This window comes from Nisaea nitritireducens (assembly GCF_014904795.1).
Classification (GTDB): Bacteria; Pseudomonadota; Alphaproteobacteria; order Thalassobaculales; family Thalassobaculaceae; genus Nisaea; species Nisaea nitritireducens.
Map to the genome: position 1 here is coordinate 142,984 of NZ_JACZFS010000010.1, position 23,971 is coordinate 166,954.

Annotated in this window: 22 protein-coding genes; 9 read left to right on the forward strand and 13 right to left on the reverse strand. The window is 60.6% G+C overall.

Annotation, left to right across the window (positions count from 1 at the left end):
- Positions 1–2 precede the first annotated feature (2 nt).
- Positions 3–1,595: an alkaline phosphatase family protein gene (locus IG629_RS04045; RefSeq protein ID WP_193170697.1), complete on the forward strand. Its 1,593-nt coding sequence runs from the start codon at positions 3–5 to the stop codon at positions 1,593–1,595.
- Here the strand turns inward: IG629_RS04045 and IG629_RS04050 are convergent.
- Both IG629_RS04050 and IG629_RS04055 read right to left on the reverse strand, forming a co-directional pair.
- Complete coding sequence (locus tag IG629_RS04050; RefSeq protein ID WP_193170698.1) at positions 1,571–2,479, reverse strand: NAD-dependent epimerase/dehydratase family protein; 909 nt, start codon at positions 2,477–2,479, stop codon at positions 1,571–1,573. The genes IG629_RS04045 and IG629_RS04050 overlap by 25 nt on opposite strands.
- A gap of 125 nt (positions 2,480–2,604) precedes the next feature.
- Complete coding sequence (locus IG629_RS04055; protein WP_226886429.1) at positions 2,605–3,666, reverse strand: alcohol dehydrogenase; 1,062 nt, start codon at positions 3,664–3,666, stop codon at positions 2,605–2,607.
- A 203-nt stretch (positions 3,667–3,869) separates the two neighbouring features.
- Here IG629_RS04055 and IG629_RS04060 point away from each other — a divergent pair, with 203 nt between their 5' ends.
- The 4 genes from IG629_RS04060 to IG629_RS04075 all read left to right on the forward strand — a co-directional run bounded on the left by IG629_RS04060 (position 3,870) and on the right by IG629_RS04075 (position 8,303).
- Positions 3,870–4,592 carry an SDR family oxidoreductase gene (locus IG629_RS04060; RefSeq protein WP_028464986.1) on the forward strand — a complete coding sequence of 241 codons (723 nt, stop codon included), beginning with the start codon at positions 3,870–3,872 and terminating at the stop codon, positions 4,590–4,592.
- A complete protein-coding gene (locus tag IG629_RS04065) occupies positions 4,589–6,715 on the forward strand; it encodes an acetate--CoA ligase family protein (protein ID WP_193170699.1) in 2,127 nt (708 codons plus the stop codon). Before IG629_RS04060 ends, IG629_RS04065 begins: the two co-directional genes overlap by 4 nt.
- A 5-nt stretch (positions 6,716–6,720) precedes the next feature.
- A complete protein-coding gene (locus tag IG629_RS04070; protein WP_193170700.1) occupies positions 6,721–7,734 on the forward strand; it encodes an NAD(P)H-dependent flavin oxidoreductase in 1,014 nt (337 codons plus the stop codon).
- A gap of 68 nt (positions 7,735–7,802) precedes the next feature.
- A complete protein-coding gene (locus tag IG629_RS04075; RefSeq protein ID WP_226886430.1) occupies positions 7,803–8,303 on the forward strand; it encodes a histidine phosphatase family protein in 501 nt (166 codons plus the stop codon).
- Here IG629_RS04075 and IG629_RS04080 read toward each other — a convergent pair.
- The 6 genes from IG629_RS04080 to IG629_RS04105 all read right to left on the reverse strand — a co-directional run bounded on the left by IG629_RS04080 (position 8,300) and on the right by IG629_RS04105 (position 14,819).
- Positions 8,300–8,815, reverse strand: coding sequence for a PAS domain-containing protein (locus IG629_RS04080; RefSeq protein WP_193170701.1), 516 nt, complete (start codon positions 8,813–8,815; stop codon positions 8,300–8,302). The two genes, IG629_RS04075 and IG629_RS04080, sit on opposite strands and share 4 nt — an antisense overlap.
- A 301-nt stretch (positions 8,816–9,116) precedes the next feature.
- Positions 9,117–9,635 (reverse strand): PAS domain-containing protein, encoded by a 519-nt coding sequence (locus tag IG629_RS04085; RefSeq protein ID WP_193170702.1) that lies wholly within the window; start codon positions 9,633–9,635, stop codon positions 9,117–9,119.
- Positions 9,636–9,700: 65 nt separating this feature from the next.
- Complete coding sequence (locus IG629_RS04090) at positions 9,701–11,530, reverse strand: O-acetylhomoserine aminocarboxypropyltransferase (RefSeq protein WP_193170703.1); 1,830 nt, start codon at positions 11,528–11,530, stop codon at positions 9,701–9,703.
- Between the two features lie 2 nt (positions 11,531–11,532).
- On the reverse strand, positions 11,533–12,330 hold the full coding sequence (locus tag IG629_RS04095; RefSeq protein WP_193170704.1) for an enoyl-CoA hydratase: 798 nt from the start codon (positions 12,328–12,330) through the stop codon (positions 11,533–11,535).
- A 108-nt stretch (positions 12,331–12,438) separates the two neighbouring features.
- Positions 12,439–13,833, reverse strand: a complete 1,395-nt coding sequence (locus tag IG629_RS04100) for a multicopper oxidase family protein (protein WP_193170705.1) — start codon at positions 13,831–13,833, stop codon at positions 12,439–12,441.
- Positions 13,834–13,880: 47 nt separating this feature from the next.
- Complete coding sequence (locus IG629_RS04105) at positions 13,881–14,819, reverse strand: AEC family transporter (protein WP_193170706.1); 939 nt, start codon at positions 14,817–14,819, stop codon at positions 13,881–13,883.
- A gap of 75 nt (positions 14,820–14,894) precedes the next feature.
- On the opposite strand from IG629_RS04105, the gene IG629_RS04110 reads away from it, so the two are divergent.
- Positions 14,895–16,256: an MATE family efflux transporter gene (locus tag IG629_RS04110; RefSeq protein WP_193170707.1), complete on the forward strand. Its 1,362-nt coding sequence runs from the start codon at positions 14,895–14,897 to the stop codon at positions 16,254–16,256.
- Positions 16,257–16,274: 18 nt separating this feature from the next.
- Here IG629_RS04110 and IG629_RS04115 read toward each other — a convergent pair whose 3' ends face one another.
- Positions 16,275–17,210 carry an AEC family transporter gene (locus IG629_RS04115; RefSeq protein ID WP_193170708.1) on the reverse strand — a complete coding sequence of 312 codons (936 nt, stop codon included), beginning with the start codon at positions 17,208–17,210 and terminating at the stop codon, positions 16,275–16,277.
- 155 nt (positions 17,211–17,365) lie between these two features.
- Here IG629_RS04115 and IG629_RS04120 point away from each other — a divergent pair, with 155 nt between their 5' ends.
- Positions 17,366–18,172 carry an alpha/beta fold hydrolase gene (locus tag IG629_RS04120; RefSeq protein ID WP_193170709.1) on the forward strand — a complete coding sequence of 269 codons (807 nt, stop codon included), beginning with the start codon at positions 17,366–17,368 and terminating at the stop codon, positions 18,170–18,172.
- A gap of 26 nt (positions 18,173–18,198) precedes the next feature.
- Here the strand turns inward: IG629_RS04120 and IG629_RS04125 are convergent, their stop codons facing one another.
- The 3 genes from IG629_RS04125 to IG629_RS04135 form a co-directional block, all read right to left on the reverse strand.
- The gene (locus IG629_RS04125; RefSeq protein WP_193170710.1) at positions 18,199–19,917 is read right to left on the reverse strand and encodes a SulP family inorganic anion transporter; all 1,719 of its coding nucleotides are present in this window, start codon (positions 19,915–19,917) and stop codon (positions 18,199–18,201) included.
- A gap of 120 nt (positions 19,918–20,037) precedes the next feature.
- Positions 20,038–20,376, reverse strand: a complete 339-nt coding sequence (locus IG629_RS04130; protein ID WP_193170711.1) for a P-II family nitrogen regulator — start codon at positions 20,374–20,376, stop codon at positions 20,038–20,040.
- Positions 20,377–20,387: 11 nt separating this feature from the next.
- On the reverse strand, positions 20,388–21,698 hold the full coding sequence (locus IG629_RS04135) for an ammonium transporter (RefSeq protein WP_193170712.1): 1,311 nt from the start codon (positions 21,696–21,698) through the stop codon (positions 20,388–20,390).
- Between the two features lie 176 nt (positions 21,699–21,874).
- Between IG629_RS04135 and IG629_RS04140 the strand changes: the two genes are divergently transcribed.
- Positions 21,875–22,594 (forward strand): HAD family hydrolase, encoded by a 720-nt coding sequence (locus tag IG629_RS04140; protein ID WP_193170713.1) that lies wholly within the window; start codon positions 21,875–21,877, stop codon positions 22,592–22,594.
- 11 nt (positions 22,595–22,605) lie between these two features.
- Here the strand turns inward: IG629_RS04140 and IG629_RS04145 are convergent, their stop codons facing one another.
- A complete protein-coding gene (locus IG629_RS04145; RefSeq protein ID WP_226886431.1) occupies positions 22,606–23,469 on the reverse strand; it encodes a dimethylarginine dimethylaminohydrolase family protein in 864 nt (287 codons plus the stop codon).
- Positions 23,470–23,688: 219 nt separating this feature from the next.
- On the opposite strand from IG629_RS04145, the gene IG629_RS04150 reads away from it, so the two are divergent.
- Complete coding sequence (locus tag IG629_RS04150; RefSeq protein WP_193170715.1) at positions 23,689–23,970, forward strand: hypothetical protein; 282 nt, start codon at positions 23,689–23,691, stop codon at positions 23,968–23,970.
- The last annotated feature ends 1 nt before the right edge of the window (position 23,971 follow it).

Below are 23,971 nucleotides of genomic sequence, written 5' to 3' on the forward strand. Positions count from 1 at the left end.
AGATGAGCGGAAAGACCGTCCGGAATATCCTCTTCGTGATGTGCGACCAGTTGCGATGGGACTATCTGTCCTGCGCCGGTCATCCACACCTTCACACCCCGCATATCGATGCGCTGGCGGCGCGCGGGGTCCGTTTCGACCGGGCTTTCTGTCAATCGCCGATCTGCGGGCCGTCCCGAATGTCGTTCTATACGGGCCGGTACATGTTCAGCCATGGCGCGGGGTGGAATAACTACCCACTGCGTGTCGATGAGTGGACCCTTGGCGATTATCTCCGGCCGCTCGGCCTCAGGGTCGCGCTGGCGGGCAAGACGCATATGAAGGAAGACCAAGCGGGCATGGCGCGGCTTGGCATGAACCCTGTTTCCGAACACGGCGTGTTGGTCTCCGAATGCGGCTTCGAGCCGTTCGAGCGGGATGACGGCCTGCATCCGGACCGGAGCGTCGATCCGGATCTGCCTTACAACCACTACCTTCGCCAGAAGGGATATTCCGGTGAAAACCCCTGGTCCAGTCATGCGAATTCGGTGCGCGGCGAGACGGGTGAGTCCCTGGACGGCTGGTACTGGGGACATTCGAACGGGGCTGCGGATGTCCGCGAGGAAGACAGCGAGACGCCCTACATGACCGATCGGGCAATCGATTTCATCACCGGGATGGGCGACCGGCCCTGGTGCCTGCATCTGTCCTATATCAAACCGCATTGGCCATACATCGTTCCCGAACCCTACGCCTCGCTCTACGGACCGGAGCAGATGCTGCCGGTGCACCGCGATGCCGGAGAGGAAACGGACGCACATCCGGTCTATGCGGCCTTCATGCGGCACAAGGACAGCAGCCTGTTCCGGCGCCCGGAAGCACGAACAACGATCGTTCCCGCCTATATGGGGTTGATCAAGCAGATCGACGATCATTTTGGCCGCCTGATGGGTCAACTGGAGCGCCTCGGCCGGCTCGATGACACCATGATCGTTTTCACGTCCGACCACGGCGACTATCTCGGTGACCACTGGCTCGGTGAGAAAGATCTGTTTCACGAGGCGTCCGTGCGCATCCCGATGATCGTCTGCGATCCGCGTGCGGCAGCGGACGCGACCCGGGGCACGGTCTCGTATGAGTTGGTCGAGGCCATCGATCTGGTGCCGACCTTCATCGAGGCTGTCGGGGGAGAGGTGCCCTATCATCGGCTGGAAGGCCGTTCCCTGGTGCCGTTGCTCAAGGGTGAAAAGGTCGACTGGCGGTCCTTTGCAGTCTCCGAAAGCGATTATTCAGGTCGGGATGCCCGTGCCGACCTCGGGCTAGACCCGATGGACGCCCGCTGTTTCATGCTGCGGACCGAGCGCTGGAAGTATGTTTTGCATGAGATGTTCCGCCCGCAACTCTTTGATCTGGAGTCAGATCCGGATGAGTTCACGGATCTTGGGGCCGATCCGGACCGCGCCGCGATCCGGGCTGAGTTGCACGAGAAGCTTTTTACCTGGTTCCGAAACCGCAGGCTCCGCGTCACCATTTCTGACGACGAGATCGTTGCCAGAACCGGAGGGGCGGATCGACAGGGCATCCTGATTGGTTACTGGCGGCCGAACGATCCCTGATCTAACGGGGAGCGGCTGCCGAGCAGCGCGACGGCGTCGTTCTGGCGTGGTCCCCAGCCAAGCTCCCGTTTTATCTTCCTGCTGCTCATCCGTTGCGGCAGCGCCGGGCCGGCAGCCCATGCGCCGTGGCGAGCAACCGCCTCGGCAACCGGAAGGATTGTGTGTGGCGCGAGCGAGCCGACCCGTTTTCTGATCGCATCGGCAAGCGCGCCGGTTGGCACGCCGTCTTCGGCTGCAACGCAATAGCTTTCCCCGGGAATTCCCTTTTCCAGCGCAAGCCGGTAGGCGGATGCAAGATCCATTCGGTGGACGAGTGGCCAGCGCACATCCGCGGATCCCCAAATCTCTATCGAGACGCCTTGCGACGCCGCATCCAGATAGCGATGGAGGACGCCGCCCGCCTCGTCATAGACCATCGCCGGGTGAATCAGGATCGGGGCGATACCCGGTGCCTTGCGCAGCCATTCCCAATTCTCCGCCATCCAGGCAAAGCTTGGCAACGGATCAAACGGCATGCTTTCGTCGGCGACCCGATTGCCGGTTTCACCGAAGAGCCAGCAACCGCCTGTATAGAGGACGCGGAGCGGGACATCCCGTCCGGAGGCCGCGGCGGCGATAGCTTCGAGCACTGATTTGTCGATTGCGCCCATGTCGGTGTCGAACGCGGCGGCAGCCTGGATGACGGCATCGACTCCGGTGACAGCCGACGCCCATTCGGCTGGTCTAGTCAGGTCGCCGGGGAGTGGCTCTGCCCCTTTGGCGCGCAGCTGCTCTGCCGCTTTGTCGGAGCGGGCCAAGGCTGTCACCTGATGCTGATGTGAAAGCAGCTCTTCGAGTATGGCGGAACCGATAGAGCCGGTGCCGCCGAGCAGAAGGACATGCATGAGGAATTTTCCAGGCTGGATGAAGTGCAACGGAGAGAATACATCCGTTGCCTGAAATAAATAACAAGAAAGATCTTGAAGAAATAGTGCGCCGGGCGGGACGTCGAACGCCCGGCGCAGTTTACTCAATCGTTCGTCAGCACCACGCGGCCGACGATCTTGCCGGCGCGGAGTTCATCCAGACTCCTCTGAACCTGATCCATCGGTCGGTTCTCGATCGGCACCTGCTTTACCTTGCCTGCCTTGACCAGTTCCATGAGCTCCTTCAGCTCCTTCAGGCTGCCAACATAGGAGCCGATGACCGAGGCAGCGCGAAGCGGAAGGGTGGGCAGCGGGATGGTGAAATCGCCGCCATAAAGGCCAACAATGACATAACGGCCTCCCTTGACGAGCGATCCGTAGCCGAGCTTGGCGGTTGGATTGGCACCAACCGTATCGACAACGGCGCGCGGTCCGCCACCAGTGGCCGCGGCCAGAGCCTTGGCAGCATCATCCCCGGAAATATTCAGGGTCGCCGTCGCGCCCATATCCTTCGCAGCGGCCAGCTTCTTGTCATCGATGTCACAGGACAGGATCTGTTTGAAACCCATGGCGCGGGCGATGCCGACAGCCGCAAGGCCAAGTCCGCCGGCGCCCATGATCACCAGCCATTCGTCGTCGAGCACCGGCTGCGCTTTGCGGAGCGCGCTGTAAACCGTGACGCCGGAGCAGGCAAAAGGCGTTGCCTCGGAAGGATCGACATCGCCTATATCGACAAGGAACATGGCGTGCGGGACCAGGACGTACTCCTGATAGCCGCCGTCCCGATAAACGCCGAGGGTACGCGGCTTGGCGCAGTGGTTCTCTTGCCCCGATTTGCAGATTGAGCATTCGCCGCAGCCGATCCATGGGTGGATCAGCTTGGTCTCGCCGGTCGGGACCGGGCCCGCATCCGGCCCGCCCTTGACGACCTCGCCGAGGATCTCGTGGCCGAGTACATGGGGCAGGGGCACACCGCGGTCCCCCATGTTCAATCGTCCGGCCGAGCCAAGGTCGAAATAGCCGTCACCGATATGCAGGTCGGAGTGGCAGACCCCGCAGCGCGTCACCTTGACGAGAACTTCGGTTCCAGTCGGCTCCGGGATCTCCTGCTGGATCATTTCCAGCGGCTTCCCGAAATCGGTGACTTTCCAACTACGCATTTGCATGGACCTGTTTCCTCCTGTTAATCGCTATTGCGAAATTCAATTTCGTTTTCGTAACTCTAGGCGGTCTTGTGTGCCGCCAACAAGGTGCGAGACTGGCATTGTCTTGAAAAACATTCTCGCGGAATCCGAACGGGTTGCCGCGAAAAGATCGGTGACAATTCGGCATGAGACCGAAATCTACCGGATCGGGGGAAGGGAAGAAAATGAGCGCTAGAACCGTTTTGGTTACAGGCGCAAGTCGCGGCATCGGACGCTCCGTTGCCGCCTATCTTGCAGATCGTGGATATAGCGTTGTCGGTCTGGCGCGGACAGCGCCGACGGGCAGCTTTGACGGTGTCTTCAGGACAGCCGATCTCAGTGACGCGGACGCAACGCGTGAGACGCTGGCCGCAATCACCGATGAGTTCGATATCGATGTCCTGGTGAACAATGCGGGCATCGCGCCGCTGGGCACTGTCGAGGAGGTGACGCCGGAGATCCTGCAACAACTGATGTCCGTCAATGTCCGGGCGCCATACCAGTGCATGCAGGCGGTTCTACCGGGCATGCGGCAGCGCGGGTTCGGACGGGTGATCAATATCGGCTCGCGGGCAGCACTCGGGAAACACGGGCGCAGCGCCTATGCTGTGACGAAAGGCGGTATTGCCGCCGCCACCCGGACATGGGCCATTGAGGCCGGGCCGGACGGGATTACGGTGAACTGTGTCGCACCGGGCCCTATCGCCACCGAGATGTTCGAGGATGGCAATCCGGTTGGTTCAGACAGCCGCAACGCCATCGAGGCAGCGATCCCGGTTGGCCGGATCGGCCAGCCAGAGGACGTCGCGTCCGCCGTCGCATTCTTTGCCGGTGAGGATGCCGGGTTCTGCACCGGTCAGGTGCTCTATGTCTGTGGCGGCCTGACCGTCGGAGCAGCACCGCTATGAACGATCTGAGCGATATCCGGAAACGCAATCTGGCGCGGCTCGTCGCGCCGAAATCCATCGCGGTCATCGGCGCGTCGGACGATCCAATGCGGATCGGCGGCCGGCCGATCGATTACTCGGTCCGCTATGGCTACAAAGGCGCCATCTATCCGGTGAACCCGAAGCGCGACACCGTGCAGGGTTTGAAGGCCTATCCGACGATCGGAGATGTGCCGGAAGCCGTCGATACGGCCATCGTCGCCTTGCCTGCCCCGATGGTAGCGGAGACGATCGAGGCTTGCGCGGCGAAGGGTGTCGGAGCCTGCATCGTCTTCAGCTCCGGATTCTCCGAACTTGGCGCAGAAGGCGAAGCCATGCAGGCGCGCCTGACGGAAATCTCCCAACGCACCGGTATCCGCGTGCTTGGTCCTAACTGCCTCGGTGCTTTCAATGCGTCGAGTGGATGGATGGGGACCTTCTCTTCCTCTCCGCAGGTCGACCCGCCGGAGCCGGGTCCCATCGCCATTGCCAGCCAGAGTGGCGCTTATGGCGGCCATATCTACAATCTGGCCCGAAAGCGCGGTCTCAAGGTTGGGCGCTGGATCACCACCGGCAACGAATCCGATATCGAGCTTTCCGAATGCATCTCCTACCTGCTCGACGATCCCGAGGTGAAGGTGGTGATGTCTTATGCCGAAGGCATTCGCGACGGGGAGGGACTACGGGCGGCCTTCAAGAAAGCGCGTGATCTGCGCAAGCCGATCGTCATGGTCAAGGTCGGGCGCAGCGATATCGGTGCGGCAGCGGCGGCCTCGCACACGGCGGCACTGGCCGGAACCGATGCCGTCATCGACGGTATGTTCAAGCAATATGGCGTCTATCGCGCTGATGATGCGAACGAGATGCTCGAAGTCGCCTATGGTTGCCAGCAGGGGCATTTCCCGGACGGCAACAAGATCGGCTTTATCACCATTTCCGGCGGTCTCGGCGTGCAGATGGCGGACAGCGCCTCGGCGCTCGGCCTCGATGTCTCGGAATTCTCCGAGGCCGGTCAGAAGAAGATGTTGGAGCTTCTGCCTTTCGCCGCGCCGCGCAATCCCGTGGATGTGACGGGGCAGGTCTTCAATCAGCGTGACGCGATTGCCGCATGCCTGAAAATCATGATGGAAGAGGGTGATTACGACGTCGTCATCTCGTTCTTCACCGCCGTCGCGGCGCGCCCGGAAATTGCCCAGGACATTATCGAGACCCTGAAGCCGCTGCGGGAGAGCCGCCCGGACAAGCATCTGTTCTTCTCGATCCTCGCGAACGAAGAGAACACGCGTTTTTATGAGAACAACGGTTACCCGATGTTCGACGATCCGGTGCCGGCGATCACTGCGGCGAACGGCCTGATGTATTTCGGCCGGGCCTTTGCGGCGAAAGACAGTGCGCTGCCGGAGCTTCCGGCCGGAGCGGAAACCGTGCCGGACCAGCCGACAGCAGAACACGAGGCGAAACGTATCCTAGCCTCCGCCGGTATTCCCGTGGTGCGGGAGGTGTTGGTGACCTCGGCGGACGCGGCCGCCAAGGAAGCGGCGACGTTCGGCGGTAAGGTCGTGCTGAAGATTGCCTCGCCGGATATCGCACACAAGACGGAGATCGGCGGTGTGCTGGTCGGACTTGAAGGTGCCGACGCCGTTCGGGATGGCTTCGACACCCTGATGGCGCGGGCAGCGGAAAAGCGCCCCGATGCTGCGATTGACGGCGTGATTGTCTGCGAGATGGTCTCGGGCGGGGTGGAGACGGTTGTCGGAGTACAACTCGACCCGGTACTCGGCCCGGCGGTTATGTTTGGGCTCGGCGGGATTCTTGTCGAGGTGCTGAAGGATGTCAGCTTCCGGCTGGCACCGTTCTCGGTCGAGGAGGCGTACCGAATGATCCGTGAGATCAAGGGTTACAAGGTTCTGGAAGGTGTGCGCGGCGCTCCGCCAGCCGATATAGCGGCTTTGGCCGAGGCGCTGTCGAGGCTCTCCGTCTTTGCCGCCGCGAATGCTGACAAGCTGGACAGCATCGATATCAATCCGTTTATCGTGCTTCCGGAAGGTCAGGGCGCTGTTGCCGTCGATGCGCTGATCGTTCCCTCGGCAAGCGGAAAGGATTGAGCGCGATGAGGCCGCAAAGCGTCCGTACCCGGATCACCGATCTCTTCGGCATCCGCCACCCTATCCTCTGCGGCGGGCTGATGTGGCTGTCCGACGCCAATTATGTCGCCGCAGCTGCCAATGCCGGCAGTATCGGCTTCATGACGGCGAAGACATTTCCCGATCCGGGCCGCTGGAAAGAAGAACTGGAGAAGGCGAACGCGCTTTCGAACGGGAATCCCATCGGCGTCAATCTCTATATCTCGCAGCGACCGGAAGAAAACGAGATGCTGTCGGGGCATGCCGACCTCGCCCTGCAGGCCGGTGTGCGCCGGTTCGAGACCGCGGCCATGCCGCCGGCGGAATTGGTGAAGCAACTGAAGGATGCCGGTGCGGTTGTGATCCACAAGGTCGCCTCGGTCCGGCATGCGGTCTCTGCGGCAACCAAGCTTGATATCGATGCGGTTTCCGTCGTCGGTATGGAATGCGGCGGCCATCCTGGGCTGAACATGATCGGGAATATGGTGCAGGGCGTGCTGGCCGCACTCCGCGTCGATATCCCTGTCGTTATTGGAGGCGGTATCGGCCATGGCCGGCAGGTGGCTGGCGCGCTTTCTTTCGGTGCGGACGGCGTAATTCTGGGCACCCGTTTGCTGGTGGCGTCCGAGATCTGGAGCCATGATGCGGTGAAGAAACGGGTGATCGAAGCCGACGAGACCAGCTCCCGTTTGGTTCTCGCGTCGATGCGCAACACCTATCGGGTGATGGATAACCAGACAGCACGCTCGGTTGCGGAGCTCGAAGCATCCGGAACGAATGACTACGAGAGCTACCGTGCGCATGTGCGCGGCACCTTGCAGCGGGAAGCCTATGAAGAGGGCGATCCCGAGAAGGGGCTGCTCTCCATGGGGCAGTCAGCGGTGTTCGCGGACCGCATTGAGCCGCTCGGCGACATCATCGACAGGATGGTTGATGAAATGGACGAGGCACTGGATCGTCTCAATTCGTTACGGGTCAGCCCTGCTGTAGCGGCAGAGTAAAGGCTCTGTACTTCCTCACCCATGCGGATGTGGTCATCGATCCGGCGATTCCCATCACGGACTGGTGCTTGTCTGATCGGGGGCGGGAGAGAATTACGGCAGGTCTTGTCCAGCCTTGGCTGCCATCAGTTACAACAATCTGGTCGAGCACGGAGCGCAAGGCCCTCGACACGGCCGAAATCCTTGCAGGCCATCTCGGGTTGGACGTGCAAATCAAGGCCGATCTCGGCGAGAATGATCGATCTTCCACCGGATATTTGCCGCGCGCCGAGTTTGAAAGAACCGCGGATGCGTTTTTTGCCGATCCGGACCGATCAGCTCGCGGATGGGCACGCGCCCGTGACGAGCAGAGCCGGATTGTAGCGGCCTGCGATTACATCGCTCGGATGCAGCGGAAAGAAACGCCGCTGATCGTCTCTCACGGCGCCGTCGGTGCACTGCTGCTGGCGCATGTACTGGGGCAGCCTGTATCGCGTGACCTGGACCAGCCAAACAATGGAGGCGGCAACTGGTTCAGCACCCTTGATCCGTCACCGTTCTGGCGGCCGTTCGACGACGAGCGGGCCTAGATATCCAGGAAGTAGATGCCGGTGAGCAGCTTGGAGCAGGTTTCCCCGTCATTGCTGAGCGGGAGGATCAATCGCTCGGCACTGCGAAAATCCTCTTTGCCATTGTGATTGAAGAATGCCCCGCGGACCGCATGGGGAGCCATCTCTGAGGCGACGACGTTGTATTCGTTCAGAATTGCACGGCTGCGCCCGGCGAAATTGATTTCCGAGGCCGTCTTGCCGGAATCGTCCCGTCCGAAATGTTCAACAACCCAGGTGCCAATCACACGAAACCGGACATCGGTACCGTCATGCAGCAGATCCGAAAGCATCAGGTGCGGCAGCCAGGGGAGCAGTTCGGGGACGTCAAAGTCAGTCCTTGCCGGGGCTTTGCGGTCGCCGGTCTTTTGCTGCCAGAAACGGAACAGGGTTTTGAGTTCCGGCCGAACCAATTGATCGGTCTCGGTGATTCTTGAACAGGCTGTTTCAGTCGACGGTGACAGCACTACAGCGTTGCTTTGATCCAGGGACAACAATCCAACCTCGAAAAATGGACGCTAAACGAAATATCAGGCGGAACGTATATTGGACGCCGCCGATACGGTGAGGTCGCCGTATCCGCTCGTGCGTCGCGACCCTATCGCAGAAATGCAGCGCGGATATTTATCCCCGCCCGATCTGCGAAGGGGGCTTATTGGTCAGTATTGTTGACGCGTCAACTACAGCGTGTGCTTTTAAGGCTGAAACATGCCAGATATGCGGCATGGTAATGGTGTGGACCCTGCATCCCGTAAATTATATTGCGCTAAATACGTCAGCGTTTTTGGCAACTTATCAGTCGGCACTCAGGTAATAGATAGCGGAAAGGACCTTGTCGCAGGTTCGGCCATCGGTGCTAAGCGGTAGCATCAGCCGTTCGGCGCTGGAGAACTCCTTGACACCCACCTGATCATAAAATGGTCGAACGATGCTTTGGGGTGTCATATTTTCTGCCGTGGCCAGAAATTCGTCCCTGATTTCACGATTGTGATCCGTCAATCCGATTTCGGTTATTGTCCGGCCCGTATCGTCCTGACCATACCTCTCCACGATCCAGGTGCCGACGACGCGGTATCGGATATCGGTAAAATTCTCGACGACATCGACCAGTTGAATGTGCGGCAGCCATTGTTTGAGGTCGAAAACGTCCAGATCTTGCCGGGTCGGCGCGGCGCGTGTTCCTGCTTTTGCCTGCCAGAATGAGAAGAGCGCACGAAGTTCGGGATGAACCAGATCCTCCGGTGCGTATACCGCGTCGGGGTTTTTCAGTTCGAAATCAGGCAACGGATTCTGTGGCGGCTGACGGACAGTCATCGCATCGGCTCCGAAACGTGCTTTTTGGGCGTCGCCGAGCGGTGACCCCGAGTAGGGGAGTATTGTTAACCGCTTCCGAGAGCCTGATCCAGATCCATGATGATATCGTCGGCTGTTTCCAGTCCGACCGAGATGCGCATGACGTCATCTCCGGCGCCTGCTGCCGTGCGTTGTTCCTCGGTGAGCTGTCTGTGCGTTGTCGAGGCCGGATGCAGGATCAGGGAGCGGGTGTCGCCGATATTAGCGAGGTGGCTGAGCAGGTCGACCCGCTCGACAATGCGCTTGCCGGCTTCGTACCCACCCTTGACCCCGAATGTGAAAACAGAGCCGGCACCGCCCGGCAGGTATTTCTGCGCGAGGGTGTGGTAGGGGCTGCTCTCAAGTCCCGCATAGGAAACCCAGGACACGGCCGGATGGTCATCGAGGTAGGCGGCGACTTTGGCCGCGTTCAACACATGCCGCTCCATTCGTAGTGGCAGCGTCTCGATGCCGGTGATGGTGAGGTATGCATTCATCGGCGCCATGGTCGGTCCGAGATCGCGCAATCCGACCGCATGGCCATAGGTGGTGAACGCCAGATCGCCGAAGCTCTCCCAGAAGGAAATGCCGTGGTAGGCGGGCTCCGGCTCGGAAAGGGATGGGAACTTGTCGTTCTGGCCCCAGTCGAACTTTCCGGAATCGACGACCGCTCCCCCCATGGCGTTGCCATGACCGGAGAGAAACTTGGTGGTCGAATGCACGATAAGATCGGCGCCATGCTCGAACGGCCGGCAGAGGTAGGGAGTGGCCATCGTGTTGTCGATGATCAGCGGGACACCTGCCTCGTGCGCGATATCGGCCAGTGCCGCGATGTCGCTGATCACACCACCCGGATTGGCGAGGGATTCCGCGAACAGCGCCTTGCAGGACGAGTTGGCGACAGCGGCGCGCACCGCGTCCAGATCGTCCATGTCGACGAATTCGCAGTCCCAGCCGAACTTCTTGAAAGTCTTGCCGAACTGGGTGATCGATCCACCATAGAGCCGGGTTGACGCGACCAGCCTGTCCCCCGGTTGCATCAGCGGGAAGAGGGCGAGCATCTGCGCCGAATGGCCAGACGCCGTGCAGGTCGTGCCCCGGCCGCCTTCGAGGCTGGCGATCCGTTCTTCCAATACCGCTGTCGTCGGGTTCGAAAGGCGCGAATAGATATTGCCGAATGTCTGCAGGTTGAAAAGCGAGGCGGCGTGGTCCGCGTCCTCGAACACATAAGCCGTGGTCTGGTAGATCGGTGTCGAGCGGGCCCCCGTCGTCGGGTCAGGCGCGGCGCCGGCATGGATGGCACGGGTCTCGAACCCGGCCCTTTGCCGAGGTGCCGCAGCCGGATTGGCTGCTTCCTCGGCACCCGGGGTGCCTACGGCGCGGCGTTTCGAGGAAATCACATTGCTATCGAAACCATGCCAGGAAAGCTCACCGTAGAGCCGGGAGAACTCGATCTTCGGGCAGCGATTCATCACGACCTTGAGTCCGGCCTTCTCGGCCTTCTCCGCACCTTCGTCATTACGCACGCCGAGCTGCATCCAGACCACGTCGGCGCCGATCTCGACGGCTTCCTCCGCGATCGGCCCGGCGGCTTCCGAATTACGGAAAATATCAACCATATCAATCTTGAAGGGGATGTCCTTCAGCGAAGAATAGACCTGCTCTCCAAGGATTTCCTGGCCGGTGAGACCGGGATTTACCGGAACGATCCGGTAGCCTTTGCCCTGCAGGTATTTCGCCATGAAGTAGCTCGGCCGGGTCCATTTCTGGCTGGCTCCGACAACGGCAATGGTGCGGACGGAGGAGAGGATCTCCTTGATGTAGCCGTCCGGATAATTCTCGTGATCGATCCGGCGGGCTGCTTCGCTCTCGGCCATCTTTATTCTCCCGTCCATTCCGGATCGCGTTTTTCGATGAAGGCGTCGATCCCTTCGGCCGCATCGCGGGCCTGCATGTTGTCTACCATTACCTGGCTGGTATAGGCGTAGGCATCTGCGAGCGTCATTTCGAGCTGCCGGTAGAAGGCTTTCTTGCCGGTCTTAAGCACCAGCGGCGATTTCGAGGCAATCTTGCCGGCCATCTCCTGTACCGCGTCTTCGAGCTCGGTCTCCGCAACCGCGCGATTGATCAGGCCATGGGTAACAGCGGTCCGGGCATCGATCATCTCGCCGGTCAGCAGCATCTCCATAACCTGCTTGCGCGGAATGGCGCGGGAGACGGCGACCATGGGGGTGGAGCAGAACAGACCGATATTGACGCCGGGGGTCCCGAACCGCGTGCTCTCGGTCGCGATGGCCAGATCGGCTGTGGCAACGAGCTGACAGCCAGCGGCAGTCGCGATGCCGTGTACCTTGGCAATGACCGGCTGCGGCAGGTTCGTCACGGTCAGCATCAGCTTCGAGCAGGCGGCGAAAACCGTCTGATGGAAGGTCTCGTCAGTGCGGGAACGCATCTCACGGAGATCGTGTCCGGCGCAGAACCCCTTGCCGGACCCTTCGAGCACCACGGCTTTTATGGCCCGGTTGGAGGCGATTTCTTCCAGTTCGTTCTGGAGCGCCGCCATCAGGCCGAGCGAGAGCGCGTTATAGGCTTTCGGTCTGTTCAGGGTTAGCCGGGCGATACCGTCCCGGTCCTCGCGCAAGACAAGATCGGCCTCTAATTCTTCCGCGACAGACATGCATTCCTCCCGATTGGCTATTCCGCCTTAGATCATCGCGAACACTAACGCCGCAATACGTCGAGGAACAGTCATGACGGCAGGATCTCGGTGATTTGAGCGGTGAATTTATCCGCTGACTTTCAACCAGGTCATCATGCCGGCTGCAGCATGTTCGACCATATGGCAATGCAGCAGCCAGTCGCCGGGATTGTCGGCGACGAAGGCAATTTCTGCGGTCTCACTAGATTGCACCAGAAGTGTGTCCCGCAGCGGCCCCATACGCTCTTCCTGAAGTACCTGCCTGAAATGATGGCCATGCAGATGCATGGCGTGGGGCCAGCGGGACCGGTTGTCCATGCGAATGCGCACGGTCTCTCCGGTCCTGGCCGATAGCAGGGGCGTATCCGTCATCTCTGCCTGCCCGTTGAAAGCCCAGGCCTTGCCCTGGTTGACGAGCGTGCGGATGTCGGTATCCGTCCCATTCAGCACCGCGCTACGCATTCCGCCCATGGCGCCGCCATCCATCACCAGATCGACCGCTCGGGCATTCTGAAGCGGACCCGTTTCGGGCACGGGGTTTGCCGGGAGAGGTCCGGGGCCTTCAGTCCGCCGCTCCGCCTCGGCTTTGCCAACTCGAAAGACGGCAACGGCATAACTGCCGCCGCGTTCGTGAGAGACGAGGGAGGCTTCAGTGCCAGCATCTGCCGTGACGTCGACAATAAGATCGACACGTTGCGCCGGAGCGAGCACAAGCGTTTCCGCTGGCTGAGGCGTCGAAAGCGGCTGACCGTCCAGTGCGACGACCCAGCCGGAGAGTCCCTTCAGGCTGAGATTGAAAATCCGCGCATTCGAAGGATTGACGAGGCGAAGGCGTATCCGGTGATTCTGGCGGGCGTCGGACGTCCAGTAACCGTCGCCATTGACCGTGATCCAGTTGCCGATCCGGCCGCCATGGGACCAGTCGTGCATGGCGCCGAAGTTCTCTGCGATCTGCGCCGTTTCGGTCAGTCGCCAGTCGTCAATCAGCAGGACTTCGTCCCGGTCCACGTCGGGCGCTTCGGGTTCTTCGACGATCAGGGCGCCGTAGAGACCGCGCGCGAGCTGCTCCCAGGTCCGGTTGTGCGGGTGATACCAGTAGGTGCCGGCATCCGGCAGGGTGAAGCCGTAGTCGAAAGTTCCGCCCGGAGGGACGGCGGCCTGGGTCAGTTCCGGAACGCCGTCCATGGCATTGTCGATCCTGATGCCATGCCAGTGGATTGTGGAGGCTTGCGGCAGATTGTTGAGAAACTCACGGTCGACCCGTTCGCCCTGCCGGACACGGATCGTCGGGCCGGGCACACCGCCGTCATATCCCCAGATCGGTGTGGGCTCGTACTCCGCCGGTGCCAGGCGCGCTGTTCCGGGCCGTGCTTCCAGGCGAGCCTTCGGTGTGATGGCAGCAGATGCTGGCAGACCAGCAACTGCACTCGCAATGCCCGTCGCGCCCATGGCTCTGAGCAAGTTCCGTCTGGAGAGTTTCATCGCCTGTTCCGCCTTTCCCGGTTCTTCCGACCAGTCATGATATGGGGCTACCGAACGCCGAGGAAATGCAGAAGCAGACCAATGGTGCCAAAAGACAGGAAGGTGGAGATCAGCATCGATGTCGCGGCGGCAGGGGCGCCCGCATCGTAGCGGTCAGCGAACAGATAGACGTTCACCCCGACCGGCAGCGCGGCCATGATTACTGCGATGTCGCGCCAGAGCGGGTCCATGACAAAGACATGGGTTGCGATCACATAGGTGATGGCGGGAAAGGCGACCAGTTTCAGGACGCTGCCGGCAAGAGCTTCCCAGATCGCCCCGGAAATCCTGTATCTGGCAAGCGATGCGCCCATGGCGAAGACCGCGCAGGGCAATGCGGCTCGGCCGAGGAACCCGGTAATGTCGACAACGGGCTGCGGCAGTGGCAGCGCAAATATGTTCCATGCGAGGCCCAGCATCAGGCCGATCAGAATCGGGTTTTTTGACAGGCTTTTCAAGATGATCCAGGGAATTCCTATCATCGTACCCTTTTGCCCGCGGCCACCTTCCACAAGGATCGTGACCACCGCAAACCATTGCCAGGAATGGAACGCGATGATCAGAAAGACCGGTAGAGTCCCGGCATCGCCGAAAGTGGTCAAAATCAATGGGATGCCGAGCAGAACTGTATTTCCGAAGGCGCCAGTCATCCCTGCCAACGAAGCATGAGCGAAGTCCCGGCGGAACCACCACAATGACACGAGCATGCCGAGCATCCAGACCGCATATCCGGCACCGAAGAAAGAGATCAGGAACTCCCACTCTATCGGGTCCGGCAGGGTTTGCCGCGACATGGTGTGGAACAGCATCGGCGGAATGGCAAAATTGAAAACGAACTTGGAAAGACCGTCGATTGCCGATTCCGGGAACAGCCTTAGACGGACCGCGAAGTATGCGATGAAGACAGTGCCGAAGACCGGCAGGATGATGTCGATCAGGATTTCCATGAACGGCCCGGATTGGAAATGGAGCACCGGCAGGGCACTCGGAACTCTATCCTCGATAGCGGAAAAACCCTTTTGATGACAGCCAAGACAGATATGGCCGGTTCACCGGCGCACCCGTTTCTGGACGGGCCGATCGCAAGCAAGATCCTGCGACTGGCCGCTCCGGGGTTGCTCGGAAGCCTGCTGCAGTCCGTTCTCTTCGTGGCGGATGGCTGGTTCGTCGGCAGACTTGGCTCGCTGACCCTTGCAGGCGTCGCATTGGTGTTTCCGCTGTTTGTGCTTTCCGTGATGTTTTCGGCCGGTGCCATGGGCGGAGCAGTGGTCGCGGCCACCGCGCGGGCCCTTGGTGCGAAGGACCGTGACGCTGCGGGTGCTCTGGTCCGGACCGCTCTCATCCTCGCCGCATTGGGCGGGCTTTTCAGTGCTGTGGTGGTTTGGCTCTTCGGGCCGGCGCTGTTTCGCGTTCTCGGCGGTGAGGGGGCTATCCTGCAGATTGCACTCGATTATGCGGCCGTACTGTTTCCCGGCATCGTTCTTGTCTGGCTGTTCAATATGCTGGCCAGTCTGATGCGCGGCAGCGGCGATATGCTGCGTCCGTCCCTGGGGCTTGGTGTCATTGTGCTCGTGCATTGCATTGCCGCGTCGCTCCTGGTCACAGGCGCAGGCCCAGTTCCTTCGCTCGGGATCAAAGGGGCCCCGCTTTCGATCCTGATCGGCTACGGTGCCGGGTGTCTCTATCTCGCGACATATCTGTTCCGCATCAAACGTCCGGAATGGGTGCAACTCGGCGGCCCCATCCGATGGCAGCAGGTTCTGGTCGTTGGCCGGCGGGGAGCCTTCGCCAGTGTGCAGTCGGCACTGACGATCGCGATGGCGATGATCGTGACCGGCTATATGGCGCGGATCGGCCCGCAGTCCCTCGCCGGATATGGCATTGGGGTCCGCCTTGAGCTGATCCTCATTCCGATCATTTTTGCTTTCGGTAGCGCCAGCATTGCCATCGGGGGCGTTTGCGTCGGTGCTGGGTTGCGCGCGCGGGCCCTGCGCGTGAGCTGGATCGGGAGCGGGTTTGCCGCCTTGTTTGTCGGCCTGATAGGGACTGTTCTGGCTATCATGCCATGGCTGTGGAGCGGGCTCTTCACGGACAATGCGGACATTGCGGCAACGACTGCGCTCTACCTGCGTATTGTCGGGCCGGCCTATACATTTTTCGGGCTGGGGCTGTGTCTTTATTTCGCAAGCCAGGCGATGAATTCCTTGATCTGGCCGGTTGCGGGGGCGGGGATGCGGCTTGCGGTTCTGCTGGCTGGCGGAGCCCTTTTGCTGGAGCAGACGACGCTCAGCGAGATCACGGTGTTCATGCTCGTGGCCGGGGCTATGGCGACCTACGGTCTCTTCAACGCCTTGACCCTGAGACTGGGCCCCTGGCGGCGCTGACCTTGCCGATGCTGGTGCCTATCTCACTTCCAGCAGGGTGAGAACGGTCGCAATTGTGCCGAACGAGAGAAATGTCGACAGCAGCATCGACGTCGCTGCTGCGGGCGCACCCGCTTCATAACGGTCCGCGAACAGATAGACATTGATGCCGACCGGCAGCGAGGCCATGACCACCGCTACGTCCCGCCAGAGCGGCTCTATCGTGAAGATATAGGTGGCTGCGAGATAGGTTATCGCCGGGAAGGCAATCAGCTTCAGCAGGCTGCCCGCGACGGCTTCCCCTATAGCGCCGGTAATGCGGAATTTGGCGAGCGAAGCGCCCATGACGAAGACGGCACAGGGCAGGGCGGCGCGCCCCAGAAAACCGGTAATGTCTGCGACAGGTTTCGGCACCGGAACGGTGAAAATGTTGCACGCCAGCCCAAGCAGGAGTCCGACCAGAATGGGATTGGTGGCGAGGCTCTTGGCGATCGTCCAGGGCAGGGCCTTGAGGGCGCCATTCTGCCTTCGGCTGCCTTCCAGCAGGATCGTTGCGAGGGCGAAGAACTGCCAGGAATGGAAAGCAATAATCAGGAAAATCGGGATCGAGCCGGCTTCGCCAAAGGTGGTCAGCACCAGCGGGAGGCCGAGCATGGTATTGCCGAAGGCCGCCGTCATGCCAGCAAGCGACGCATGCGCGAAGTCCCGCCGGAACAGCCAACGCGAAAGCAACATGCCTGCGAGCCAGATCAGGTAGGCGGTGCCGAAAAATGAGATCAGCAACTCCCACTCGATTGGATCTGGCAAGGGGTGGCGGCTGACGTTGTCGAACAGCAGGGAGGGGACGGCGAATGTGAAGACAAAGGTCGCCAGACCCTCGGTCGCCTTGGTCGGAAACAAACCGGTTCGGGCCGCGAGATAGGCAATAAACAGCGTGCCGAAAATCGGCAACACGATGTCGATCAGGATTTCCATGAATGGCCGATGCCAAATGGGGAAGAACTAGGTCAGGAGTGCTTACATGTTTTCGCATTTTGTGCGGTGCAGCAAGGATGATTATCCATGCATCGGCTGGCCGCGTCGGGACTCTCAGCCTATAGTCGTCAAAAAATTATGGATGGGAGGACTAAATGGCCAATCTGGAAATAAGCCCCGGCAACAGTCTCTACTATGAGTATCAGGCGCCGGGCGCGAAGGGGCAGACATTCGTCTTCGTGAATGCGCTGACCGGCAATACCGGGATGTGGGAAGTCGATAGTATTGGTCCGGCCCTCAGGGCCGCTGGATACGGCACGCTGGTCTATAATTTCCGGGGGCAGGCGGACAGCACTTTTACCCCGGAGGCCGATCTCGGCCCGCCGACCATTGTCGATGATCTGAAGCGGATCGTGGATCACGTGGCGCCGCCACGTACGATTCTCGCCGGACTGTCCATCGGCGGCCTGTTTGCCGCCCAGGCATATCTGAAGGGTGCCGCCGCAGAAGGGCTGGTCCTGATCAATACCCTTCGCAAGCCAAGCCTCAGGCTGGAATGGATCAACAGCGCGATGGTCCGCATGGCGGCGACAGGCGGCGGGCAGCTCATCATGGAGGCCAATCTGCCGATGCTGGTCAACCCGGAGCAGCTGGCGAAGATGCGGCCGACCCTGCTGCAGGGCGATTACCAGGGCATGAAGGACGGAGATGGTCTTTATGAGCTGATGAAGGGCTCGGTCAGCACGGACTGGGACTTCCCATACGAGAAGCTTGACGTTCCCGTGCTGCTGATGACGGGCGAACATGACCGGGTGTTCCGTATCGAGGCTGATATTGCAGAACTAGAAGCCCGGATCGCGAAGAAATCCCATGTCGTGTTCGATAATGCGGGCCATCTGATCCCGGCAGAGCGGCCGGAAGAATTCGCAGCCGAAATCATGACGTTCGCAGCGTCTCTCTAGAGTGCGTGCACGTTATGGAGCGTCGCCTAGCGACGCTCCTCCGCTCTGGCTTCGCGGACGGCGCTTTCAATGCTGTCGGAGTAATGTACCAGGGGAGGCCGGAGGCCGTGCGCGACAAGGTCGCGGCGGGACTCCGGGACCGCTCCAGTGAGATAAACGGAAACACCCCGCCGGCCGGCTTTGTGTGCGAGCACTTCGATCGTGTTCGCAGCTGTAGAGTCGACAAATGGCACGGCGCTGAAATCGATGATCAATGCCCGGTGCGTGTCGGCGATACGGTCGAGTACCGATCCGATGGAGGCGGCGGCGCCAAAAAAGAACACTCCTGAAATACGATAGACAACGATCTCGGGATCGTTCTCCGCATCCTCCTCATAGGGTGCGCGGGGGCGGTCGGAGCGGTCGGCCTCATCTTCCATCACGAACGGGCGCTGGGTTTCGATGGCCGTGGTCTTGGACATGCGGTGAATGAACAGGACGGATCCCAGGGCAAAGCCGACGATGATGGCTTCTGTCAGATCCCGGAAAATGGTCAGTAGGAAAGTCGCCAGCAGGACGGCCGCATCCCCCCGGGAGGCCCGGAGCAGGGTGATAAAGGCATGCTTCTCGACCATGTTCCAGGCCACCAGCGCCAAAACCCCTGCAAGACTGGCGAGCGGGATGAAACCGGCGAGCGGGGCCGCGACGAGAATAAAGACCAGCAGAAACAGCGCATGCAGCATGCCGGCAACCGGGCCGTGGGCGCCGGCTCTGACATTGGTTGCCGTCCGGGCGATGGTGCCGGTGACGCAGATCCCGGAAAACAGGCCCGACACGACATTGGCCACGCCTTGCGCCACCAACTCGCAGTTGGAGCGGTGTCGCCGTCCCGTCATGCCGTCCGCCACGACTGCGGACAGCAGGGACTCGATAGACCCGAGCAGGGCAAAGGCAATTGCGTTTGGCAGAACGGCCAGGATCTTCGCGGAGTCCACGGATGGTAGGGATGGCAGGGGCAGACTGCCGGGCACGCCGCCAAACCTGGACGTGATGGTGGAGACCGGAAGGTCGAGCAGACTGGTTGCGAGTCCGGCGCCGGCAACTGCGATTAGCATGCCGGGCCAATGCGGGCGGAAATGCTTGAGACCGGCGATCACCGCGATGGTTGCAGCCGCCATGCCGATGGTGACCGGCTCCGCGGTCGGCAGGTCGGCCCAGAGCGCGGGTAATTTCTCCAGCAACGGTCCCGGCTCTGGCCCGGACAGGGTCAGGCCGAGCAGATCCTTGATCTGACTGGCAAAGATGATGACGGCGATACCGGCGGTGAAACCGACCGTCACGGGATAGGGGATGAACTTGATGTAGGTGCCAAGTTGCAGCAGACCGATGGCCGCCAGTATCAGCCCGGAAAGCATGGTGGCAAGGATCAGCCCGTCCATGCCGTGGGTATGGACCGTGGCGGCCACCAGCACGATGAAGGCCCCTGCGGGCCCGCCGATCTGGAAACGGCTGCCGCCAAGCGCGGAGACCAGAAAGCCGCCGAAAATAGCCGTATAGAGCCCCTGTGCGGGAGAAGCGCCGGAAGCGATGGCGATGGCCATGGAGAGCGGCAGGGCAACGATGGCGACGGTGAGACCGGCAATGGCGTCCGCGCGCAAGTTCGCAAGCCCGTAGCCCTCGCGCAGGGTGGTGATCAGCTTCGGGGTAAAGGCTTCCAGAAAGCTAGGCCCGCTGTCGGCGGGCGAGGGAGTGATGTTGCTGTTCATGCGATGAGGCCGGGTCCGGCCGGACGGCGTTAACCGGTCAATCCAGATTGATGGTTAACGTATGAAAGCAAAAAAGGCCGGGAGTGTCCCGGCCTTTTCCATGTGTGATAGTGCCGCAGCTTAGAGCGCGTCGTCGCCCTGTTCGCCGGTGCGGACGCGGACGGCCTTTGCAACATCGAGCACAAAGATCTTTCCGTCGCCGATTTTACCTGTCTTCGCGGCCTGGGCGATGGCCTCGACAGCAGGCTCCATGAGTGCATCGCTGGTGACGACTTCGATCTTCACTTTCGGAACGAAGCTCACCGTGTATTCGGCGCCGCGGTAAATCTCGCTGTGACCGCCCTGACGACCATACCCCTTGACCTCTTCTGTGGTCATTCCGTGAACACCAATCTCCTGCAGGGCCGTGCGGACTCCATCCAGGCGATGTGGTTTCACTATCGCGATAATCATCTTCATCACCGGTCTCCTCAGGTTAGGTCGTAGCCGCGCTCACCATGCGCGATGATATCAAGGCCTTCGATCTCGCTCTCTTCACTGACACGCAGACCGATTGTCCGGGAAATAATCTGGGCAATTACCCAGGTTATCACACCGGACCAGACAGCGACGGACAGAATGCCGATCACCTGCACCTGCAGCTGGTCCGTAATCGTAACGCCTTCGGCGAGTCCGAGGCCTCCGAAATCCGGTACAGCGAAGACGGCAACGAGCAGCGTTCCCAAAATGCCGCCGACGCCGTGGACAGCAAAGACATCGAGAGAATCGTCGATCTTGATCTTGAACTTGATCCAGGTCGTGAACCACTGGCAGACGAAACCGGAAATGATACCAATAACGACAGCTCCCATCGGTCCGACGAACCCGGCGGCAGGGGTAATCGCGGCAAGACCTGCGACCATGCCGGTGACGATGCCGATCACGCTCGGTTTCCCGAAGCGGAAGTATTCGGTGACTGCCCAGACAAGAGAAGCAACCGCCGCGGATATATGAGTGACGGTCATGGCCATTCCCGCATTTCCGTCCGCGGCCAGGGCTGAGCCTGCATTGAAGCCGAACCACCCGACCCACAGCATCGCGGCGCCGGTCACCGTCATGCCGGGGCTGTGCGGCGGGCGGATTTCATGCGGGAAACCACGGCGCGGGCCGAGGACGATGGCGAGGACCAGTGCTGAAACACCTGCCGTGACATGCACGACGATCCCGCCTGCGAAGTCGAGCACGCCCATATCGGCGAGCCAACCGCCGCCCCAGACCCAGTGACAGGCCGGCGCATAGACCAGAACCAGCCATACGAGGCTGAAGGCCACGACCGCGCCGAAGCGAATGCGTTCCGGATAGGCGCCGACAATGAGGGCAGGGGTGATAATCGCGAATGTCATCTGGAACATGAAGAAGACGGTCTCGGGAATTGTGCCCGAGAGACTCTCTGTGCCGACACCATCCAGGAATACCTTCCCGAGGCCGCCGATCCATTCCTGATGCGCTCCGCCATCGTCAAAGGCGAGGCTGTAGACCACGACAAGCCAGGCGATCGAGGCCACACAGGCAACGGCAAAACAATGCATCAGAACGGACAGCACGTTTCGGGCGCGCACAAGCCCACCATAGAAAAGCGCCAGACCGGGCAAGGTCATAAACAGCACGAGTGCGGTCGCCGTCAGAATCCAGGCTGTGTCCCCGCTGCTCAAAGCATCTGCCGCCCGGGCTTCACCGATGCCGAACCCGAAGGCGGCGGCAGTGGTGAAGCCGAGGGAGGCGAGCCTCCGGATATGTGTCATGAAGAGTCTTTCCCCCTGAAAGTAAGTTATCGATGCGGGTACCCCCGTACCCCTCAGGCCGGAAGACTAATGGCCGTTGCCTGTTCTGCAAGCAGAAAGCGGCTCTGCTTAATTTTTGATCAGAATTGTGCGCCTGCCTTTAGGGCTTCGCGCGCAAAATTGTCTCGATACATTTGGTGACGCAGCACGTCTCTGGCTGCTATACCGATGGCATGAAATGCGAACTCGTTATCTTTGATTGCGACGGTGTGCTGGTTGCCAGCGAAGCCATCGCAAACCGGGTCATAGCCGCCGCCATGACGGAAGCCGGTGTCGAGATCATGGCTGAGGATGCGCTCAAGCGTTTTCTCGGCGGCAAGCTCACCTTCATTCAGAAGGACGTGGAAGCGATGCTTGGCCGGGAGCTGGGCGAAGACTGGGTCCCTAATATCTACGCCAAGCAGTTCAAGCTCTATCGCAAGGAGCTGCGGGCCATTAAGGGGATCGACCGGGCGCTGACGGTCCTTGCCGAGGCAGGCATGAAGATCTGCGTAGGCAGCAACGGGCCGGTCGAAAAGATGGATGTCACGCTTGGCGTGACGAACCTGAAACGGCATTTCGAAGGCCGTATCTTCTCTGCCGACATGGTCGGTATCCCGAAACCGGAGCCGGATCTCTACCTTTATTGCGCGGAACGCATGGGCGTGGCGCCAGAGAACTGCGTCGTGGTCGAGGACAGTCCGACCGGCGCCCGCGCCGGAATTTCAGCGGGCATGCGGGTCTTTGGATATCATGCCGATCATGGGCCGGAAGGGCTTGCCGCCGTCGGTGTGCATGAGCTGTTCGACGATATGAACGATCTGCCCGGGCTGCTCGGGATCGCAAACCCTAACATTCCGTCGCGCGAAGCCGGCTGACAAGGGGCTGCTCAGCCCCGTTCCAGCGGCCGGGTAAGACAGGTCGGCCCGCCGCATCCTTTCGCTGAAATCTCCGAGCCATCATAGACATGAACGTCGACCCCGGCTTTTTCCAGGCGCTGCCGAGTCACCGGATTTCCGTCCAACATCACTGCGACCCTCGGCGCCACGGCCAGCAGGTTGCAGGCCATGCTGTCATATTCCTCGTCCGGCACCTCGACCAATGCGATACCGCGTTCCTGCAGCCAGTTGCGGAAAAAGACCGGCATCATCCGGGAATAGACCACAGCCAGGTCCGGCGCGACCGGGCTGATGAAGGACATCAGGTGCAACACATCATCGGGCCCATTCCAATGGGGTAGTGGGACGGTGATCACTTCCGAGACTGCATCACCGAGATAGTCCGTTAGCTGCCGCACGCCTTCCGCATTGGTCCTGTAGCCATCGGCGACACACAGGACGTCGCCATCCAGCCAGATCAGGTCGCCGCCCTCGATTTTGCCGGTACCGCCGATCTGGCCGAGGATGGGCACGTCAATCCGTGCAAGCTCCGGTGCCATGGCCGAGGGCTCCGGGCGGCGCGCTTCCTTGCCCATTCGGCAGAGCACGAGCCCTTTGTCGGAGGCGATTGCATTGTCGCGCACATAGATGGAATCGATTCCGACTGTTTCGTCCGCGCCAAGCCATTCAACCGAGCAGCCAAGCCCGGTCAGAATGTCGGCAAGCGCGTCGGACTGAGCGCAGGCTTTCTTGAAATCCGGTTCCGCCAAGTAATTTAAATTGCGCCATTCAGCGGCCAGTTTTTCTTGAAAAATAAAGGCTTGCTCCGCATGCTTCATCAGGACACGACGAATCTGACTTGTTTCATTCTGCATGCGCATGCCTCCTCAGAAATTGAATGTGGAGCGCCTGTCGAGAAGCGCTCCTAGCCGAGGTTGATATCCGGCCGGCTGATGATCTCTACTTATTGAAAAGTTTCCGGGGGAGTTCAAGAATTGCCGATAGAAGTTTGTGACCATGACGATCTTGTTGAGTTCGTGGGCCACGGCGACTTGTCTGTCGATGAAATAATCTCCGTCTCCTCGGAACACCATATGCGCGCCCCTAGAAAATTGGCTCTCTGGAATTTTCTAGGGGCGCGTGTTTCCTCTTTTAGAGCTTCGAATTTCCAGACAGTCGCGGAAAAAGGCGCGGAACTTGGCAAAATCCGTGGTGCCGGGGCCAAGAATGCGATTGTGGTCAGCAATCCGGACGAAAGACTGCTCCTGCAAGCCTATACCGGCATGGCGGGAGCGCTGTCTCCGGTCGCGCACGAGATATTTATCAGCCGGGAAGACGCTATCGCATGGCTCAGAAGCGGCAACGGAGATTTCTAGG

Coding starts and splice junctions, on each gene's coding strand:
- IG629_RS04045 (WP_193170697.1), top strand. CDS start 3: ATGAGCGGAAAGACCGTCCGGAATATCCTCTTCGTGATGTGCGACCAG.
- IG629_RS04050 (WP_193170698.1), bottom strand. CDS start 2,479: ATGCATGTCCTTCTGCTCGGCGGCACCGGCTCTATCGGTTCCGCCATA.
- IG629_RS04055 (WP_226886429.1), bottom strand. CDS start 3,666: ATGCAAATGCGTAGTTGGAAAGTCACCGATTTCGGGAAGCCGCTGGAA.
- IG629_RS04060 (WP_028464986.1), top strand. CDS start 3,870: ATGAGCGCTAGAACCGTTTTGGTTACAGGCGCAAGTCGCGGCATCGGA.
- IG629_RS04065 (WP_193170699.1), top strand. CDS start 4,589: ATGAACGATCTGAGCGATATCCGGAAACGCAATCTGGCGCGGCTCGTC.
- IG629_RS04070 (WP_193170700.1), top strand. CDS start 6,721: ATGAGGCCGCAAAGCGTCCGTACCCGGATCACCGATCTCTTCGGCATC.
- IG629_RS04085 (WP_193170702.1), bottom strand. CDS start 9,635: ATGACTGTCCGTCAGCCGCCACAGAATCCGTTGCCTGATTTCGAACTG.
- IG629_RS04090 (WP_193170703.1), bottom strand. CDS start 11,530: ATGGCCGAGAGCGAAGCAGCCCGCCGGATCGATCACGAGAATTATCCG.
- IG629_RS04095 (WP_193170704.1), bottom strand. CDS start 12,330: ATGTCTGTCGCGGAAGAATTAGAGGCCGATCTTGTCTTGCGCGAGGAC.
- IG629_RS04100 (WP_193170705.1), bottom strand. CDS start 13,833: ATGAAACTCTCCAGACGGAACTTGCTCAGAGCCATGGGCGCGACGGGC.
- IG629_RS04105 (WP_193170706.1), bottom strand. CDS start 14,819: ATGGAAATCCTGATCGACATCATCCTGCCGGTCTTCGGCACTGTCTTC.
- IG629_RS04110 (WP_193170707.1), top strand. CDS start 14,895: ATGACAGCCAAGACAGATATGGCCGGTTCACCGGCGCACCCGTTTCTG.
- IG629_RS04115 (WP_193170708.1), bottom strand. CDS start 17,210: ATGGAAATCCTGATCGACATCGTGTTGCCGATTTTCGGCACGCTGTTT.
- IG629_RS04120 (WP_193170709.1), top strand. CDS start 17,366: ATGGCCAATCTGGAAATAAGCCCCGGCAACAGTCTCTACTATGAGTAT.
- IG629_RS04125 (WP_193170710.1), bottom strand. CDS start 19,917: ATGAACAGCAACATCACTCCCTCGCCCGCCGACAGCGGGCCTAGCTTT.
- IG629_RS04130 (WP_193170711.1), bottom strand. CDS start 20,376: ATGAAGATGATTATCGCGATAGTGAAACCACATCGCCTGGATGGAGTC.
- IG629_RS04135 (WP_193170712.1), bottom strand. CDS start 21,698: ATGACACATATCCGGAGGCTCGCCTCCCTCGGCTTCACCACTGCCGCC.
- IG629_RS04145 (WP_226886431.1), bottom strand. CDS start 23,469: ATGCAGAATGAAACAAGTCAGATTCGTCGTGTCCTGATGAAGCATGCG.
- IG629_RS04150 (WP_193170715.1), top strand. CDS start 23,689: ATGCGCGCCCCTAGAAAATTGGCTCTCTGGAATTTTCTAGGGGCGCGT.